Below are 16,954 nucleotides of genomic sequence, written 5' to 3'. Positions count from 1 at the left end.
TACAGTATGTTTAAACGCTTGATCATTTCGCTGATCGCGATGGTTAGTTTCTCATCTCACGCGGCGGTGATCTTACAATACCATCATGTGGCGACCGATACGCCGGCAATTACCAGTGTAACGCCGGAACAGTTCCGCGAACAGATGGATTATTTAAAGCAGAATCAATTTGTTGTTAGACCGCTTTCAGAAGTATTGGCGGCAGTAAAAGCGGGTGAGCCATTAGCAGACAAAACTGTGGTGATCACCTTTGATGATGGCTATAACAATATTGCCGACACCGCGCATCTCATCTTAAAGGAATACGGCTTCCCATACACCATCTTTGTGGCTATTGAGCCAATAGAGAAGCAGTACAGTGAAATGATGAGTTGGCAACGCTTGCGACAGTTGGCCGATGAAGGCGCTGAAATAGCCAATCATAGCTGGGCCCATGAGCACCTTATTCGTAAGCAAGCTGATGAGAGTGATGAGAAGTGGCTAGCGCGCATAGCAAAGAGTATTTTAGATACCGAAGCTGCCATTGCTAAGCACATTGGCCATAATTACAAAATGCTGGCTTATCCCTATGGTGAGTACAACACCGAGATAGAGCAGTGGTTAACAGAACAAGGCTATGTTGGCTTAGGCCAGCAAAGTGGCGCGGTTGGCAAATATACCTCGATGACGGCGATTCCACGCTTTCCAGTAGCAGGCGTCTATGCAGACCTATCGAGCTTGAAAGTGAAACTGCACAGTTTAAATATGCCGGTAACCGCGTTAAACCTAACTAACCCTGAGCTTAGTGATGGCCAGTGGCGTCCTGAGTTGACAGTCACGTTAGATATGGACGATATCTATCCACACCAGTTAATGTGTTTCGTGCAAGGTCAAGGTGAAAAAAAGCCACTGTGGATCAGTGAAAACCAATTTACTATCCGTGCAGGGTTAGACTTGCCGCCGGGGCGCTCGCGTTACAATTGTACCGTACCGAGCAAATCTAGCGGCCGCTACTACTGGTTCTCCCAAGCTTGGGTACGACCGAAAGATGATGGTAGCTGGATAAAAGAGTAGGCCTAACAGCTAGCCTGCCATACCTAATAGCAGGCTGCATAAACTTGCACCGTCAAAGTGCTTAGCTGCCTATTAACCCCGTTGGTTGTCAACAATTGCCACCACATCGCTCACGAGCGCGGCGTTGGCAATCTGCGGGATTTGACCAAGTTTTAACGACTTAGGTTTAATTGTCGCAACCTTAAGCCCCTGTGGCGAAATTAATGTCATCGATGCACTATGGTCGACTTGATAATCCTCACCGTCCCCAACCATGGCATAGACAAAGCCTAAATCACGGCTTAGTGGGTGTAACTGCTTATGCTCACCGGTAATGGCAATAAACTCTGGATTAAAGAAGTTCATGTAGTCCAGTAACCGAGCCTGAGTGTCGCGCTCAGGATCGGCGGATAAGAATATCACTTGAATGTCCATCTGTTGTTTCAATTTTGGGTACACCGCAGACAGTTTACCCATTGTCGTCGGGCACACGTCAGGGCATGAGGTGTAGCCAATAAAGACTAAGCTCCACTTACCCAGCAATTGGTGTTCGGTGAAGGCGTTACCATATTGATCTTGCATCTTAAACGGTGCAACAGGTCGCGCTTGTGGCAGCACAAAACTGGTTTGTAACTGCAAGGCTTTTGGCTCACTTAAACGCACAGCGGTTAAACTACCGGCGGTCATAATCACCACCGCAACAACAATCCAAAGTAGTTTAGGCATAAATTAGGTCCATAAATAGTGGTCAACTAATAGGATTAAGAACAAAATCATTAAGTGATAGATGGAAAATTTAAACACGTCCATCGCCAGTCCAGGTTTGTCTCGGTACTTAAGTTGCCATGCTTTATAAATAAAGCCACAGCTGAGCAAGGTTGACCCTACCAAATACAGCGGGCCGCACATTCCCACCAACACCGGATACAAGCAGGCTACGGCTAACAAAACGGTATAAAGCAAGATACAGGTCTTAGTGAACTCTACGCCATGGGTGACCGGTAACATCGGTACATCAACCTTGGCATATTCAGCTTTACGGTGGATGGCTAACGCCCAAAAGTGCGGGGGTGTCCAAGCAAAAATGATGATCACCAACAACAGCGCGTGGCCATGAAACTCTCCGGTGATGGATGTCCAGCCTAACAGCGGCGGCATTGCCCCCGCTAGCCCACCGACCACGATATTTTGCGGAGTGGCTCGCTTAAGATAAGCCGTATAGATAACGGCATAGCCAATCAAGCTGGCAAAGGTTAACCAAGCGGTTAGCGGATTGACTACCGCATAAAGCAGAACAAAGCCGCCCAGTGCCATGCTGGTGGCAAAGGTGAGTGCCTTATAGATCGACACGCGGCCCTTTGGCAGCGGTCGATTGTAAGTGCGTGCCATCAAACCATCGATACGTCTATCTATCATATGGTTATAGGCAGCAGCGGCGCCAGCCATCATGCCGATACCGACTAACCCTGCGATCATAGGGACAACTGGAACGGCGCCGGGTACGGCTAGGCACATGCCCACGAGTACGGTCAGCAGCATCAGTGCTACCACCTTGGGTTTGGTCATCTCTAAATAAGCGCGCCACTGCAATGTTTGTGGTTGTGATTGTGCAAGTGACGTTGATTGTTGTGTGACTGCCATAATGGAACCTCGCTAAGCTTTGCGCCAAATGGCGTAGTTGATGAATACCATGGCTAACAGCAGTAAGGCTGCGCCACCGTTATGGGAAACGGCGATGCCAAGTGGTAAATGCAACACCACATTGCTGATGCCAAGCCCAATTTGCAGTGCAAGTAATGTCAGTAGTATCCAAGCGCTGCGTTTAAGCAGGGCCGATTGCGAATGTTTAAGTAGTTTGACCGCCAAAATGATCAGCATTGCTGCGGTGATCACTGCGCCAATACGGTGGGTCACATGGATGGTCATCCGTGAACCGTAATCGAGTACACCAAATTCATAGGTATCATGTTGCCCCTGAAACGGGTTGAAAGCGCTAATGAAATCGAGCTTGTTATACCAATCCCCTTCACATATCGGCAGCACAGTGCAAGACAGTGCGGCGTAGTTTGATGAGGTCCAGCCTCCTAACATGATTTGCACTACTAATACCCCTAAACAAGCCATGGCGAACGGGGCCAATTTGCGAATATGCGGGTCCCCTCCGGGAATGCGGATCTGTCCGGTACGCAGGTACAGCAGCAACAGTAGTGAGATTAAACTAAAGCCGCCAATGAGGTGGGCCATCACAACGATTGGCATCAGCTTCATGGTGACAGTCCACATACCTAATGCGGCTTGAAATAGAATCAACAGCGCAATAAAAGTGGGCAGTTTCTTGGGGGCATCCTGTTGGCGCAAGCACAGGTACAAGATGTACAGCACAAATAAGCCCAGAGCACCGGCGATGTATCGGTGAATCATCTCTAGCCAGGCTTTGGTTGGCTCTATCGTATGTCCAGGAAAGGCAGATTGTGCAGCCGACAGCTCATGAGTTTGGCTAGGAACCTTCAGCATGCCATAGCAACCGGGCCAGTCGGGGCACCCAAGGCCAGCGTCGGATAAGCGGGTATAAGCGCCCATCAATATCACGCACAGGGTGAACACTAATGTGATTTTTAACACTAACTGCAAACGCATTAGCCAACCCTCGACAATTTCAGTAACTTGCGTAGGTCGGCAACCATAGACTTGCCTTGCATGATCTGCTGCTCTTTGTCGCTCACACTGGGGTAGCGCATCACAAACGATCCTAATGGGTCGACTACCACAACGGCTTGCTGCTCAAGTACACTGGGGTTTTGCGCGCCAATATCAACAACATTAAAATCGTATTGACCAAGATGGCGCGTATCACTGTGTTGGTTAACTAACACCACAGGTTGAATGCGCTCTTGTTCACGACCCATCGCCGTATGGCTTTGTTTGAGAATATAGAGGCGGTTTTGGCATTGTTGAGCACAATCACTAGGGACTAAGTACATCAACTGCCAGTGGGCAGGTGAGGGGTTGGTGATGGCTAAGCTTTGATAGCTGATGTCATTGCTTAGCAACTCGCCTTTGTTAGTGGCTCCGCCTTGGTAGAGGTCAAAGGCTAAGACAAGCTTAGCGACGGCCACTGGCATAACAAATACCAGCAATAATATGATTAAGGATTTAGCGCCGTTCGTTTTTGTTGGGGAGTTCATTCCATCTCCTCTCGTTAGTTATCCTAAGCCGTGCGCTGGCATCAAAAATACCAAGCAATGGCTTGCTGAATAGTCACTCCCGAGACGGCTAGGAGACAAGTTTATTATTGTTTATTGTTTCTTTCTTTTGCTTAACTTCTAACCTACTCGCTCATTTATCGTTACGCAACATGCCAACGATGTTTTCTAACGTTTTCTTTTAGATATCAAAAGATAACTGCTTAAAATAATCAGGGCTAAAGCCAATGAAAACCACTGCAGTGCATAACCGATGTGCTTTTTAGCGGCCATCGGAATGGGCTGCCATGGCTGAGGCAATGGGTTGTGCTCGATGTTATTTGCCTGCACCACAAATGGGGCTATCGGTTGAGATAAGTGTGCGCTCAACTGCGTGAGATTGAGGTTTTGTATGCGCATAGGCCAACCGGTTTCAGCTTGCAATTGCGAGCTAACAGGATTAATGGATTTTTGATAAACCCGCCCGCTAATTTGCTGCTCAGTGGCTAAAAACTTCACCTGAGGCAGTTGTTGTCGATCGAACCCTGCCGCAATAAAACCTAACTCAATCAGCATTAACTGGTCACTGGCCACGGGCCGCACAACCTGATATGCAAGGTAGCCAACTTTGGATTGATAGACTTGGTTGTCGAGTAAAATCAGCCCAATTGGCGTTGGTTTAACGCTGATGTTGGCATTAAAACCAGTAACGGCTTGTTGTGTGGACAGCGCCATTAACTGGCTAAAATTTAGTGGACTGGCTTGCTGGCGCTCTGCTAGCGCGGCCCCGAGCGTTTGTTTTTGCTCTGCGCGATCTAGCTGCCAAAATCCTAGCTTGACCAATATCGTAAACAGTATCAAAGTAACAATAACCACTAAGGTTTTTGAACGCAGCACAACACGCCAAGGAGAGCGAATGACGCCATCACTATTGTTCAAGTTACTACTGGTACTGCTACTACTGTTCATTTTATTTAATTTGGGCCGTGCGCTATTTGTGATGGTTAAAGGCGACAAGCAAGTGCCAATGAGTCAGTTTCTTGGTCGCCGAGTGATATTTTCTGCGTTGGTGGTGGTGCTGTTGTTAGCGGCCATGGGATTAGGCGTGATAGCACCCAATCCCAGACCTTACTAAGGGATAGTGTTTATTGTTGTTTAAAGTACATAAACGAACACAAATAAACACAGCCATACCACATCGACAAAATGCCAATACCAACTACCTGCCTGAAAAGCAAAATGGTTTTCGGGGGTAAAGTGACCTTTTAATACCCTAAAAAACAGCACCAGCAGAAATACAGTACCTAAGGTCACGTGCATGCCATGAAAGCCGGTTAACAAGAAGAAAGTGTTACCGTATACCCCGGAAGCCAGCGTTAGCCCCATCTCTTGGTACGCATGAATGTACTCTTCTACCTGCAAAAATAGGAAGCCGATACCCAGTAAAATGGTGATCGCTAACCAAGCTGTTAGTGCTTGGCGTTTGGATTTTTCTAGGCTGACATGTGCGAAGTGTAAAGTGACCGATGAGGCCAACAAGATAAGGGTGTTATAAAGAGGCAGACCTGTCCAAGGCATTGCCTCAGTGGTGGTACCGTCAGGTGTTTTAATTAAGGGCCACACAGCTTCAAACGTTGGCCACAGTACCTCATGGGTCATGGCATTGTTTGACGCGCCACCTAACCAAGGTACTGCAATCATTCGGGCATATAGCAAGGCGCCAAAGAAGGCGACAAAGAACATTACCTCAGAGAAGATAAACCAGCTCATACCTTGACGAAACGAGCGGTCCATTTGTTGGCTGTATAAGCCCGACATTGATTCGTTGATTACAGTACGAAACCAGCCAAAAATCATGTAAATAATGACGGCGATACCAGCAGTAAGAATATACCCACCGCTGGTTTGCTCGGTTTCGAGTTGAGTGACGTAACTACCGGCACCCACCGCGATCAGAAATAACCCTATGGCGCCGATAATCGGCCAGGCGCTTTGGGCGGGGACGTAATAGTGTTCATGTTTTGCATTCATTGTTCAGCTCCTTGCTCAACACGCGCGACATAGCCTTTGTCGGTGATGTTGTAGAGAGTATATGACAGAGTCAGCGTGGTGATGGACTCTGGTAGATCGGGATCTACATAGAATATAAGCGGTAATGCAGCGTCTTGTTTGCCAGCCAAGGCCTGCTGATTAAAGCAGAAACACTCGGTTTTGTTGAAGTAGGCAGCCCCTTGTCCGGGTGATACTGAGGGGATAGCTTGGCCAACAATACTGGCGTTTGACATGTTTTGTGCGGTGTAGTGAGTACGCACTAACTCGCCAGGGTGCACTTTCATACGTCTTACCTCTGGCGTGAATTCCCATGGCAAATCACTTTGGATTTGTGCCATAAACTCCACGGTAATGGTTCGTGACTCATCTACAGCGATAGGTGTGTATTGAGCAGCGGTACTTTGGGTTTTACCGTTAATGCCTAGTTGTTCGCACAAAACGTCATAAAGCGGCACTAAAGCAAAGCCAAAACCAAACATACCAATTGCACCAGCAATCAACATCATGATGAGCTTACGGTTGGACTTTGCTTGAGTTTGGCTCATGGCTACTTCACCTCTGGTGGTGTGGTAAATGAGTGATAGGGCGCAGGACTGGCGATAGTCCATTCAAGTCCTTCTGCTCCATCCCAAGGTTTGGCTGCCGCTTTTTCACCGCCGCGGATACACTTGATCACTACCGCAAGGAAAATCAGCTGCGATAATCCAAATGCAAATCCACCAATCGAGACTATTTGGTTTACGTCAGCAAACTGAATAGCATAGTCGGGAATACGACGTGGCATACCGGCTAAGCCCAAAAAGTGCATGGGGAAAAACAGCACGTTGACTGAAATCGTTGAGCACCAAAAGTGGATCTTGCCTAACTTCTCGTCATACATATTACCGGTCCATTTGGGTAGCCAATAATAGGCGGCTGCCATAATGGAGAAGATGGCCCCAGTCACCAACACATAGTGGAAGTGCGCCACGACGAAATAGGTATCGTGATATTGGAAATCAACCGGCGTAATAGCCAGCATCAACCCTGAGAAGCCGCCAATGGTGAACAAAATAATAAAGGCCACGGCAAACAACATAGGGGTTTCGAACGTTAACGAACCGCGCCACATTGTCGCAACCCAGTTGAACACCTTCACCCCAGTGGGCACCGCAATTAACATGGTACAGTACATAAAGAAGAGTTCGGCAAACACCGGCATCCCCGTGGTAAACATATGATGCGCCCACACCAGAAATGACAATATTGCAATACTGGCCGTGGCGTACACCATTGAGGAATATCCAAACAGGGGTTTACGACTAAAGGCCGGCACAATCGCTGAGATAATACCGAAGGACGGTAAGATCATGATGTACACTTCGGGGTGCCCGAAGAACCAGAAAATATGTTGGAACATTACCGGATCGCCACCGCCGGCAGCATCAAAGAAGCTGGTGCCAAAGTACTTGTCGGTCAAGACCATTGTGACCGTTCCTGCCAGTACCGGCATGACGGCAATGAGCAAGAAGGCAGTGATGAGCCATGTCCATACAAACAGCGGTAGCTTCATCCACGTCATACCCGGGGCACGCATGTTGACAATAGTCACCACGACGTTGATCGCACCCATGATGGAGCTGATACCCATAATGTGTACCGAGAATACGAACAGTGCTGTGCTATCTGGACTGTAAGTGGTCGACAACGGGGCGTAGAAGGTCCAACCGAAGTTAGGGCCGCCACCTTCCATAAACAGTGAGCTTAATAGAATCGCAAATGCAAAAGGCAGAATCCAAAAGCTCCAGTTATTCATGCGTGGCAGCGCCATATCAGGCGCACCAATCATCATTGGAATCAGCCAGTTTGCTAATCCAGTAAAGGCGGGCATGACTGCCCCAAACACCATTATCAACCCGTGGACCGTGGTCATTTGGTTGAAAAAATTAGGGTCCACTAACTGCAACCCTGGTTGGAACAGTTCTGCACGGATCACCATCGCCATGGCGCCGCCAGTTAAAAACATAATAAAACTAAACCACAAATATAAAGTACCAATGTCTTTATGGTTGGTGGTTAGTACCCAGCGCATTAAGCCCTTTGGCGCACCATGATGATGGTCATCATGGTGATCGTCGTGAGCGGCCGGTGCGTCTTGTGTAATTGTGCTCATTTGATTCCCCTACTTTCCGTGACCATCAACGTCAGATGCCTGCACAGCATCACCAGAATTGTTACCCCAGGCGTTACGCTCATAGGTAATCACTGCGGCGAGTTCTTGCGGGCTGAGTAAACCACCGAAGGCCTGCATTGCAGTACCGGGCTTACCATTAATCACCATCTCAAGGTGATCGCTAACGGGTCCCTTAATAATTGGGCTTTGAACCAATGATGGGAATGCACCTGGAAGACCCATACCGGTGGGCTGGTGACAGGCAACGCAGCTCGTCATGTAGACTTGCTCGCCTAACGTCATTAGCTCATCCATTGTCAGGTCATCGAGTACAACTTCTGCGGTTTCGGTAACGACAGCTTCAACTTGTGTGGCAGCCTCAGGCAAAGTGGCTGGCAAGGTCACGGGAACCGCAGCATCACTGCTACTGGCGCCAGAGTCTGCGCCTCCACCGTTAACATCTGCTGCCTGAACACTATCGCCAGAGTTGTTGCCCCAAGCGTTTCGCTCGTAAGTCACTACGGCTGCAATTTCGGTTGCAGTTAGCTGCTTAGCAAATGCCTGCATGGCAGTGCCGGCTTTACCATGGAGTACGATATCGATATGTTCACCCACTGGACCAACAATCAATGGACTGCCAATCAGTGATGGGAATACCCCAGGAAGGCCCGCACCATTAGGCTGGTGGCAAGCTGCACAATTAGCTAGATAAACTTGCTCACCTCTAGCCATTAGCTCGTCCATGCTCAATGTGCTAGTTAACGCGGCTTGCGCAGCGGCTTCAGCATCGGCAGCGAGTTGCTTTTGCGCCACTATCCATGCGTCAAAATCTGCTTCCGATAACACCTCAACCACAATAGGCATGAAGCCATGGTCTTTGCCGCACAATTCAGCACATTGACCACGGTAAGTACCGGGTTCGTCGACCCGCGTCCATGCTTCATTGATAAAGCCTGGGTTAGCATCTTTCTTTACTGCAAATGCAGGTACCCACCATGAGTGAATAACATCATCGGATGTCATTAAGAAACGGACTTTTCTATTGGTGGGGATAACTAAAGGTTTGTCGACTTCAAGTAGGTAAGTTTCACTCTTTGTCGCGTCACCCTCAATTTGATCTCTAGGGGTTGAAAGCACACTGAAGAATTCAATGTCATGATCAAAGTAGCTGTAGTGCCATTTCCACTGTGAGCCCGTCACTTTAATGGTGATATCGGCATCACTAGTATCTTCCATTGCAATCAGTGTTTTAGTGGCAGGAATAGCCATTAAAATTAGGATAACAAAAGGAATCACTGTCCATGCGATTTCAACCTTGGTACTTTCATGAAAGTTGGCGGCGACGGCGCCTTTAGAGCGGCGGTGATTGATGATCGAGTAGATCATTACGCCGAACACGACCACACCGATAGCACAACAGATATAAAGGATCGTCATATGTAGACTGAACACTTTATTACTGATGTCCGTTACCCCTTTTGTCATATTTAGGGGCATATCGGCGGCGAAAATGGGGGGCGTAAACAGCAACGCCAGCAAATAATACAACACTTGCTTCACTAGACTTCTCCTCTGTCAATTGCGAAGGCAACTACAAAGAAGAGCCACACAGTAAGTCTCTGCTCTATGCAAACTCTTCGGTTCCCAAAAAAGCAACGATGACTTCAAAGTGCGTTGGTGGTTTAGCGCGGTGTTGTTATTTGCCAGTTGGCTACCACTCTATGCACTTACGGCTGAATATATCAGTCCAATTTCTACTCTTTTCTCGCACGGAGCTCACTGCATAAGCCAAATTGACGAGAGGAAAAGTGACGACTAAATCGCTCGGATATAACAAATAATCGTTGTTATCTTGTTCTAACTTACTGCCTGTTGAATTTTTGATCAAGATCAAACTTTTAACTTTTATTAAAAAAAACAGCAACAAAAAAGCCTCCCGAAGGGAGGCTTAGATGGGAAAAACAGTCTTATAGGGACTAATGAAACGCGCTAAATAACGAACCTTGATTAACGTGAACATCCGCCACTGAGGGTAGCTGAGCAGCAATGTGGTCACTGCCGCTTTCAATTACCACGCCTAAGGCTGTGGCACTTTTTGCAACTAATTCTAGGCGGCGATTGTCGCGGCTATCTAGCATAGGCGCCCAACATATTACTGCGCTAGAGGTGCCACTGGTTAGTGCTTTTTCCATTGCCCATAGCGTTTCTATCTCGTCTTTAGCATGTACCAACAAAATGCGATCCATGCGTACGCCAGCTTGAGCCAACATCTGCTTATAGCCAATATTGGGTGGACTAATTAATACAATCCACTGGCCTTGCTGACTGAGTCGTGCGAGTTCAGGTGTCAGGGTTTGCAGCTCTTGCACACCTTGGGTGTGGCTGGGCATGCGTGACACCCCTTTACTGAGTTTGGTTTCATCTTGCCATAGCCCTGGGTGGCGTGGGCTGCTTCCAATCAAGTTGTTCATTGCCAGTCTCCATTTCTAATCACACCTACCGCCAAGCCTTCAATGGTCAGTGATTGGTAGTTTAAGTCGACTTCAATTGGGGCGTACTCTTCATTTTCTGCATGCAGGAATACCGTGCTACCGACTTTTTCGAAGCGTTTAACGGTGACATCGTCTTCTACTCTAGCAACCACGACTTGACCGTTACGGGCCTGAGCCATTTTATGAACCGCCAATAGATCGCCTTCTAAAATGCCGATATTTTTCATACTGTCACCACGTACTCGCAGTAAGAAATCAGCGGCGGGTCTAAACATGGCTGGATCCACTTGATAGTGCTGCTCAACATGTTCTTGGGCGAGTATTGGCTCACCTGCGGCAACTTGACCAATCAAGGGTAAGCCAGATTCAGACTCATCATCTTCTTGGGTGAGGCGAATACCGCGAGACGTGCCAGGAATAATTTCAATACAGCCTTTTTTGGCTAGCGCTTTCAGATGCTCTTCGGCAGCATTGGCACTCTTAAAACCCAACCTTTTAGCAATTTCTGCACGGGTAGGTGGCATGCCAGTATCAGCAATATTATTTTTGATGAGATCTAATATCTCAGATTGTCTCGGGGTTAGCGGTCTCATAGTTAAACCTGTTTTTCCATACAGTACCTGTCAGTATATACAGTATTGTAAGTAGTGCAAGTATTAACCAGTGATTAATTTTATCTATTGCAGCAGGGACTTGGCGATAGGCTGAATTGAACCGTTATCACTGTACGCTGTAATTGTGCTGGGCAGCTAGCAGTATTGTGGTCGGCAGATTAATAATGTGCATGGTTAATAGCGACCTGATGAGTTTTTCTGATATTCTATGGGGCTAACAACGAGACTCAAAAATAATAAACTCATGTCCAAACAAGACTCTATTTGGCGCAAATCACTGCGCTGGATTCAAAAAAAGTTAGTGCACACTATCGTTGTGCCTCATGATCCATTTGCTGATCTTAATTTAGATCCAAGTAGGCCGGTGGTTTATGTGATGAAAACTGAATCCGTCAGCGATATTGCCGCGCTGAGTGAAATTACCGCTAATTTTGGTTTGCCCAGCCCCTATGAACCGCTGCAGGTCGATGGTGAACAGACACCACGAGTTGTCTGTCTTGAAGGCGCTAAGCCGCTTTTGGGCAAGCGCGCCAGCAACTCGCCTTATTTAAGCACTTTTATGCGCCTATTGGGCGCACATAAACGTCGGCCAGAGCTAGATGTTCAACTGGTGCCAGTAAGCTTGTATTGGGGCCGTACCCCAGGCAAAGAAGATGACACCATGCGTGCGGCAGTGTTAGAGCGTCAAAACCCCACCTGGCTGCGTAAATGTTTGATGATTCTGTTTCTTGGTCGCCACAACTTTGTGCAATTTTCTAATGCGCTGTCGCTACGCCATATGGCTGATGAGCATGGAACGGATAAACGCATCGCCCAAAAACTGTCGCGGGTGGCTCGGGTTCACTTCCATAGACAGCGTAAGGTGATGACGGGTCCTGTACTGCCTAACCGTCAAGCGTTGTTCCATGCGCTGCTTAAGTCTGAGTCGCTTAAAAAGGCCATCGTTGAAGAAGCCAATAATAAGAAGATCTCTGAAACAGAAGCACGCGCTAAAGCGATGGAGTACTTAGACGAGATTGCCGCTGATTACTCAGATAGTCTGGTGCGTATTGCTGAGCGTTTTCTTACTTGGTTGTGGAACAAGCTTTACAAAGGCATCAATATTAAAGGCGCCGAGCAGATCCGTCAGTTGCACCACGATGGCCATGAGATTATTTATGTGCCTTGTCATCGTAGCCACATGGATTATCTACTGCTGTCTTATATTCTCTATTATCAAGGCATGGTACCGCCGCATATTGCTGCCGGAATTAATTTGAATTTCTGGCCTGCGGGTCCCATGTTCCGCCGTGGCGGGGCGTTTTTTATCCGTCGTAGTTTCCGTGGTAACAAGCTTTATACCGCGGTATTTAGAGAGTATCTCGACCAATTGTTCACTAAAGGCTATTCGGTTGAATACTTTACCGAAGGTGGACGTTCGCGCACTGGTCGCTTGCTAGCGCCGAAAACCGGTATGATTGCGATGACGGTTAACAGTGTACTGCGCGGAGTAGAGCGTCCGGTAACCTTAGTGCCGGTTTACCTTGGTTATGATCATGTCATGGAAGTGGCGACTTATCATAAAGAGCTTAGTGGTAAGAAGAAAAAGAAAGAATCAGTTTGGCAAGTATTTGGTGCTATTCGTAAATTGGGTAATTTTGGCCAAGGCTATGTTAACTTCGGCCAGCCAATCACACTGCACAGTTTCCTCAATGAGCAAGCGCCAGAATGGCGTGAAGAGATTGCTAAAGATCCAGAGCAAAAGCCAAGCTGGCTAACACCTGTGGTCAATACATTGGCCAATCAGGTGATGACTAATATCAACGATGCCGCCGCTGTCAGCTCGGTCACATTAACCAGTTTAACCTTACTGGCCGCAGAGCAGCATGCGCTACAGCGCAGCCAATTAGAGCAACAACTAGACCTGTATCTAACCCTACTTAAATCACTGCCTTATACCGAGTATGCGTCAGTGGTTGAAGGTGATGGCAGCAAGTTGGTGCAACAGGGATTAGAGCTGAAAAAACTCAAGCTCGATAGTGATCCGCTAGGGGATATCATCTCCATTGATGACAGTATCGCGATTGCGATGACCTACTATCGCAATAACATTATCCACTTATTGATTATTCCGTCGTTGATTGCCAGCTGCGTAACTCGCGTTAAGCATTGTCAACGTGATGAAGTGATCGCCACTGTTGAAGATCTCTATCCACTGCTGCAAGCCGAACTGTTTATGGGTATTGAAGATGTAGCCCAATACGTTAACCAGGTGCTAGATCTATTTATTGAGCAAGGGCTTGTGCGCGAATCTGGTGAGCTGGTGGTTGAAGCTGACGCAATTAATCAAATGTTATTGCTTAGCAATACCGTGAGCGAAACCTTGCAACGCTATGCGATTATCTTCAATTTATTGGCGACCAAACCGCAGATTGAACGTTCTGATTTAGAGCGTGAAAGCCACACATTAGCACAACGCTTAGGCGCGCTACATGGTATTACTGCACCAGAATTTTATGACAAAAAACTGTATGGGACTCTTAGTGTGAAGCTAAAGGATTTGGGTTACCTATCTGATAAAAATCAGTCTGATATCCAACGGATCCGCACACGCACTAATGGCTTGCTTCGTGCCTCCGTGAGACAGACTATTGTAGACAGCGTCGCTGCGGAGCAATAAGCCAAATGGCAAATCATATGAATGCTGCCAAGCATAAGGTAGCAGGTAAATCTATTTTAGGTGGGGCAATGATTATTGCCGGTACAGCAGTCGGTGCAGGGATGTTCTCTCTGCCTGTTGTGGGTGCCGGAATGTGGTTCAGTTACTCGTTATTGATGATGGTACTGGTGTGGTTTTGCATGTTGGTGTCGGGGCTGCTGTTACTCGAAACCAATTTGCATTTTGAACCAGGCGCGAGTTTCGACACCCTTACTAAAGATACCTTAGGAAATTTTTGGCGCATTGTTAACGGGTTATCTATCGCCTTTGTACTGTACATTTTAGCGTATGCTTATATCAGCGGTGGCGGCTCTATTGTTAATCACAGCCTACAAGCACTGGGTATTGCGCTGCCACAAGGTATTGCTGGGTTAGTGTTTGCGTTAGGCCTAGCATTTGTGGTGTTTATTAGCACCAAAGCTGTCGACCGTATTACCACCATCATGCTGGGTGGTATGGTGATCACCTTTTTCTTGGCCGTAGGTAACTTGCTGATGGGCGCTGAGCCTGCCAAGCTATTTGAACCCGATGGTGAAGCGACTTACCTGCCTTATTTACTGGCCGCACTGCCATTTGGACTAGTCAGTTTTGGTTATCATGGTAACGTGCCGAGCTTGGTTAAGTATTACGGCAAAGATGCCAATACCATTATTAAAGCGATTTTGATTGGTACCAGTATCGCCTTTGTGATCTATTTCTGTTGGCTCGTGGCCACCATGGGCAATATTTCCCGAGTCGAATTTATTGATGTGATTGCCCAAGGCGGCAATATGGGCGTACTTGTGGCTGCATTGTCAGATGTGATGTCCAGTGATTGGTTGACAACAATGCTGACCCTGTTCGCTAATTTAGCAGTGGCATCATCATTTTTAGGGGTAACCCTAGGTTTGTTTGATTACTTAGCGGATCTCTTTGGTTTTGATGAATCAAGACTAGGTCGTCTAAAAACCGCTGCGGTGACTTTCTTACCGCCTACAGTACTTGGTTTGTTATTCCCTAATGGCTTCCTTATTGCGATTGGTTTCGCAGCATTAGCTGCAACAGTTTGGGCGGCAATCGTGCCAGCTTTAATGGCTCACAAGTCGCGGAAAATGTTTGCTAATAGTGATAGCTATCGTGTTCCCGGTGGCACTGCGGTGATTGTGATTGTGATTGCCTTTGGCGTCATCACCGGAGCTTGTCATCTGCTTGCCATGGCGGACTTGCTGCCTGTGTATGGCTAGTGGCTTAATGCCTGCCCCGCAGTTTAATCTGCGGGGTGTTGTTGACCTTGAAGGCGCTGTAAGTATTGCTGTGGCGTGCACAAACGGAATGTTTTAAAGGCCTTGGTGAAACTTTGCTTATTGCCATAGCCAAGCAATTGGCTAATCTCTTCAATTTGTTTACCTTCCAACATATATTTCACCGCTTGATTGCTGAGCACATAGCCTCTTAGGTAAATAAAACTAAAGCCCTTTTCTTGCAGGCGCCGCTGTAGTTGCTGCTTTGATAGCCCTAACTTACCGGCGACATCGGTAATACTCGGCAAACCGTAATAGCGACTGAAATTGACCAATTCATAGAGAATTTTGGGCACATCGTCAGGCTGTGGCATGTTGATGTATTTTTCAAACAGTGACAATGGCATTTGTAAGGTGGGGTCGTGTAAGCCTTGCATCTGTTTAGATTGCAACAAAACCGTGTTGTCAGCCCATATCTCTGTTTGCTTAGTGTTGTACACCACTGGGCAATTAAACAGTTTTTCTAGCTGCAGATGGCTCATGGCTGGGCCACTCAAGTGCACTTTATGCGGACTAAAATCAGCGCCCAAATAGTGCCGCATCGTATTGACTAGCATAAGTGCGACTCGCAAAGAGTCGTAACTGCGCTGCAGCCCTTTAGCATAGCGGGTGTTATAGCACCATTTGATAATTCGTCCCGACTGAATAACGTAGTAACTTGCGCCAGATTGAAACGCAGTGATGCCATAATTAATTCGTCGTAAACTGATAGCAAAGTCGGGCGCTGACATGAACCAGTCAGCGGGCATATTCATTTCGCTCAAGTTAAGAGACTTGGCAATGTCACCTAAGTAGTTTTCGCCACATTGTACGCTGAGTTGTTCTAACCACGCCAAGTAGTCCCCCATTGGCACTAACGCCATCGGATCCTTGTACAGAGCATTTGGGATACCGAGATCGTTAGGTTCAAGCTGAAATTGCTCAAACGCGGCGCTTAAGACAATGTTGACGTAGTTCATGCGAATAAAAGCGATATCAGATTTCATCATCTCACTTTAGCTAGTAAGGGTTCCAATTTAGTCAAATTTAGCACGAAATTGATATAAATAGACTGTCAATATTGTTGCCTTGCCGGTATTTGTCAAAAATGGCCGCCATTTTGAGATGAAAAGGGTGGGGAAGATGAGTTTAATGGCAATGCCATTTGTTGATAGTGGGGTGGATACGACTCTGCATGTGATCAGTACTGTGTTTATGGTGGCAACTATTGCAGCGTTAGCGTTTGGTTTTTGGAAAATTCATGAGCTACCGATTAACCAAGCACATAAAAAGCAACATCAGCAGATAGGCTTGATCACTGCGCTCACTTGGATAGGCTTTGTCTGGCATTGGGTGTGGGTGCTGGCCGTTATCGTGGCATTTGTAGATGCAGAAAAGGCCTTGATCAAGGTACGTGATATATGGCGCCAACCACACAGTAGCGATAACATTGCTAACGACAGAGGGTAGACT

General features: G+C 47.2%; 17 protein-coding genes. 5 read left to right on the top strand and 12 right to left on the bottom strand.

Annotation, left to right across the window (positions count from 1 at the left end; translation table 11 throughout):
• Window positions 1-6: 6 nt before the first annotated feature.
• A complete protein-coding gene (locus tag L865_RS0103140; RefSeq protein ID WP_028771898.1) occupies window positions 7-1,053 on the top strand; it encodes a polysaccharide deacetylase family protein in 1,047 nt (348 codons plus the stop codon).
• Between the two features lie 72 nt (window positions 1,054-1,125).
• Here L865_RS0103140 and L865_RS0103135 read toward each other — a convergent pair whose 3' ends face one another.
• The 5 genes from L865_RS0103135 to L865_RS0103115 all read right to left on the bottom strand — a co-directional run bounded on the left by L865_RS0103135 (window position 1,126) and on the right by L865_RS0103115 (window position 5,153).
• Window positions 1,126-1,758 carry an SCO family protein gene (locus L865_RS0103135; protein ID WP_028771897.1) on the bottom strand — a complete coding sequence of 211 codons (633 nt, stop codon included), beginning with the start codon at window positions 1,756-1,758 and terminating at the stop codon, window positions 1,126-1,128.
• A gap of 3 nt (window positions 1,759-1,761) precedes the next feature.
• On the bottom strand, window positions 1,762-2,673 hold the full coding sequence (gene cyoE, locus L865_RS0103130) for a heme o synthase (protein WP_028771896.1): 912 nt from the start codon (window positions 2,671-2,673) through the stop codon (window positions 1,762-1,764).
• A 12-nt stretch (window positions 2,674-2,685) separates the two neighbouring features.
• Window positions 2,686-3,669 carry a COX15/CtaA family protein gene (locus L865_RS0103125; protein ID WP_028771895.1) on the bottom strand — a complete coding sequence of 328 codons (984 nt, stop codon included), beginning with the start codon at window positions 3,667-3,669 and terminating at the stop codon, window positions 2,686-2,688.
• Window positions 3,669-4,217, bottom strand: a complete 549-nt coding sequence (locus L865_RS0103120; RefSeq protein ID WP_028771894.1) for a hypothetical protein — start codon at window positions 4,215-4,217, stop codon at window positions 3,669-3,671. The genes L865_RS0103125 and L865_RS0103120 overlap by 1 nt, the downstream gene beginning before the upstream one ends.
• Window positions 4,218-4,403: 186 nt before the next feature.
• Window positions 4,404-5,153 carry an SURF1 family protein gene (locus tag L865_RS0103115; RefSeq protein WP_245608379.1) on the bottom strand — a complete coding sequence of 250 codons (750 nt, stop codon included), beginning with the start codon at window positions 5,151-5,153 and terminating at the stop codon, window positions 4,404-4,406.
• On the opposite strand from L865_RS0103115, the gene L865_RS0103110 reads away from it, so the two are divergent.
• Window positions 5,131-5,349, top strand: coding sequence for a DUF2909 family protein (locus L865_RS0103110; RefSeq protein WP_028771892.1), 219 nt, complete (start codon window positions 5,131-5,133; stop codon window positions 5,347-5,349). The two genes, L865_RS0103115 and L865_RS0103110, sit on opposite strands and share 23 nt — an antisense overlap.
• A 20-nt stretch (window positions 5,350-5,369) precedes the next feature.
• Here the strand turns inward: L865_RS0103110 and L865_RS0103105 are convergent, their stop codons facing one another.
• The 6 genes from L865_RS0103105 to lexA all read right to left on the bottom strand — a co-directional run bounded on the left by L865_RS0103105 (window position 5,370) and on the right by lexA (window position 11,503).
• Window positions 5,370-6,245, bottom strand: a complete 876-nt coding sequence (locus L865_RS0103105; protein WP_028771891.1) for a cytochrome c oxidase subunit 3 — start codon at window positions 6,243-6,245, stop codon at window positions 5,370-5,372.
• Window positions 6,242-6,811: a cytochrome c oxidase assembly protein gene (locus tag L865_RS0103100; RefSeq protein ID WP_028771890.1), complete on the bottom strand. Its 570-nt coding sequence runs from the start codon at window positions 6,809-6,811 to the stop codon at window positions 6,242-6,244. The genes L865_RS0103105 and L865_RS0103100 overlap by 4 nt, the downstream gene beginning before the upstream one ends.
• Before the next feature lie 2 nt (window positions 6,812-6,813).
• The gene (gene ctaD, locus L865_RS0103095; RefSeq protein WP_028771889.1) at window positions 6,814-8,418 is read right to left on the bottom strand and encodes a cytochrome c oxidase subunit I; all 1,605 of its coding nucleotides are present in this window, start codon (window positions 8,416-8,418) and stop codon (window positions 6,814-6,816) included.
• 9 nt (window positions 8,419-8,427) lie between these two features.
• On the bottom strand, window positions 8,428-9,978 hold the full coding sequence (gene coxB, locus L865_RS0103090; RefSeq protein WP_028771888.1) for a cytochrome c oxidase subunit II: 1,551 nt from the start codon (window positions 9,976-9,978) through the stop codon (window positions 8,428-8,430).
• Between the two features lie 416 nt (window positions 9,979-10,394).
• Window positions 10,395-10,889: a cell division inhibitor SulA gene (locus tag L865_RS0103085; protein ID WP_028771887.1), complete on the bottom strand. Its 495-nt coding sequence runs from the start codon at window positions 10,887-10,889 to the stop codon at window positions 10,395-10,397.
• Window positions 10,886-11,503 carry a transcriptional repressor LexA gene (lexA, locus tag L865_RS0103080; protein WP_028771886.1) on the bottom strand — a complete coding sequence of 206 codons (618 nt, stop codon included), beginning with the start codon at window positions 11,501-11,503 and terminating at the stop codon, window positions 10,886-10,888. The genes L865_RS0103085 and lexA overlap by 4 nt, the downstream gene beginning before the upstream one ends.
• Before the next feature lie 265 nt (window positions 11,504-11,768).
• On the opposite strand from lexA, the gene plsB reads away from it, so the two are divergent.
• Window positions 11,769-14,183 (top strand): glycerol-3-phosphate 1-O-acyltransferase PlsB, encoded by a 2,415-nt coding sequence (gene plsB / locus L865_RS0103075; RefSeq protein ID WP_028771885.1) that lies wholly within the window; start codon window positions 11,769-11,771, stop codon window positions 14,181-14,183.
• Window positions 14,184-14,188: 5 nt separating this feature from the next.
• Window positions 14,189-15,445, top strand: coding sequence for a tryptophan permease (gene mtr, locus L865_RS0103070; protein WP_028771884.1), 1,257 nt, complete (start codon window positions 14,189-14,191; stop codon window positions 15,443-15,445).
• A 23-nt stretch (window positions 15,446-15,468) separates the two neighbouring features.
• On the opposite strand, the gene L865_RS0103065 is transcribed toward mtr, so the two are convergent.
• Entirely contained in the window at window positions 15,469-16,488 is a 1,020-nt protein-coding gene (locus L865_RS0103065; RefSeq protein ID WP_028771883.1) for an AraC family transcriptional regulator, read from the bottom strand.
• Window positions 16,489-16,624: 136 nt separating this feature from the next.
• Here L865_RS0103065 and L865_RS0103060 point away from each other — a divergent pair, with 136 nt between their 5' ends.
• Window positions 16,625-16,951, top strand: a complete 327-nt coding sequence (locus tag L865_RS0103060) for a hypothetical protein (RefSeq protein ID WP_028771882.1) — start codon at window positions 16,625-16,627, stop codon at window positions 16,949-16,951.
• The last annotated feature ends 3 nt before the right edge of the window (window positions 16,952-16,954 follow it).

The organism is Shewanella waksmanii ATCC BAA-643, assembly GCF_000518805.1.
Classification (GTDB): Bacteria; Pseudomonadota; Gammaproteobacteria; order Enterobacterales; family Shewanellaceae; genus Shewanella; species Shewanella waksmanii.
This window is presented reverse-complemented; position numbering and strand designations above follow the sequence as displayed.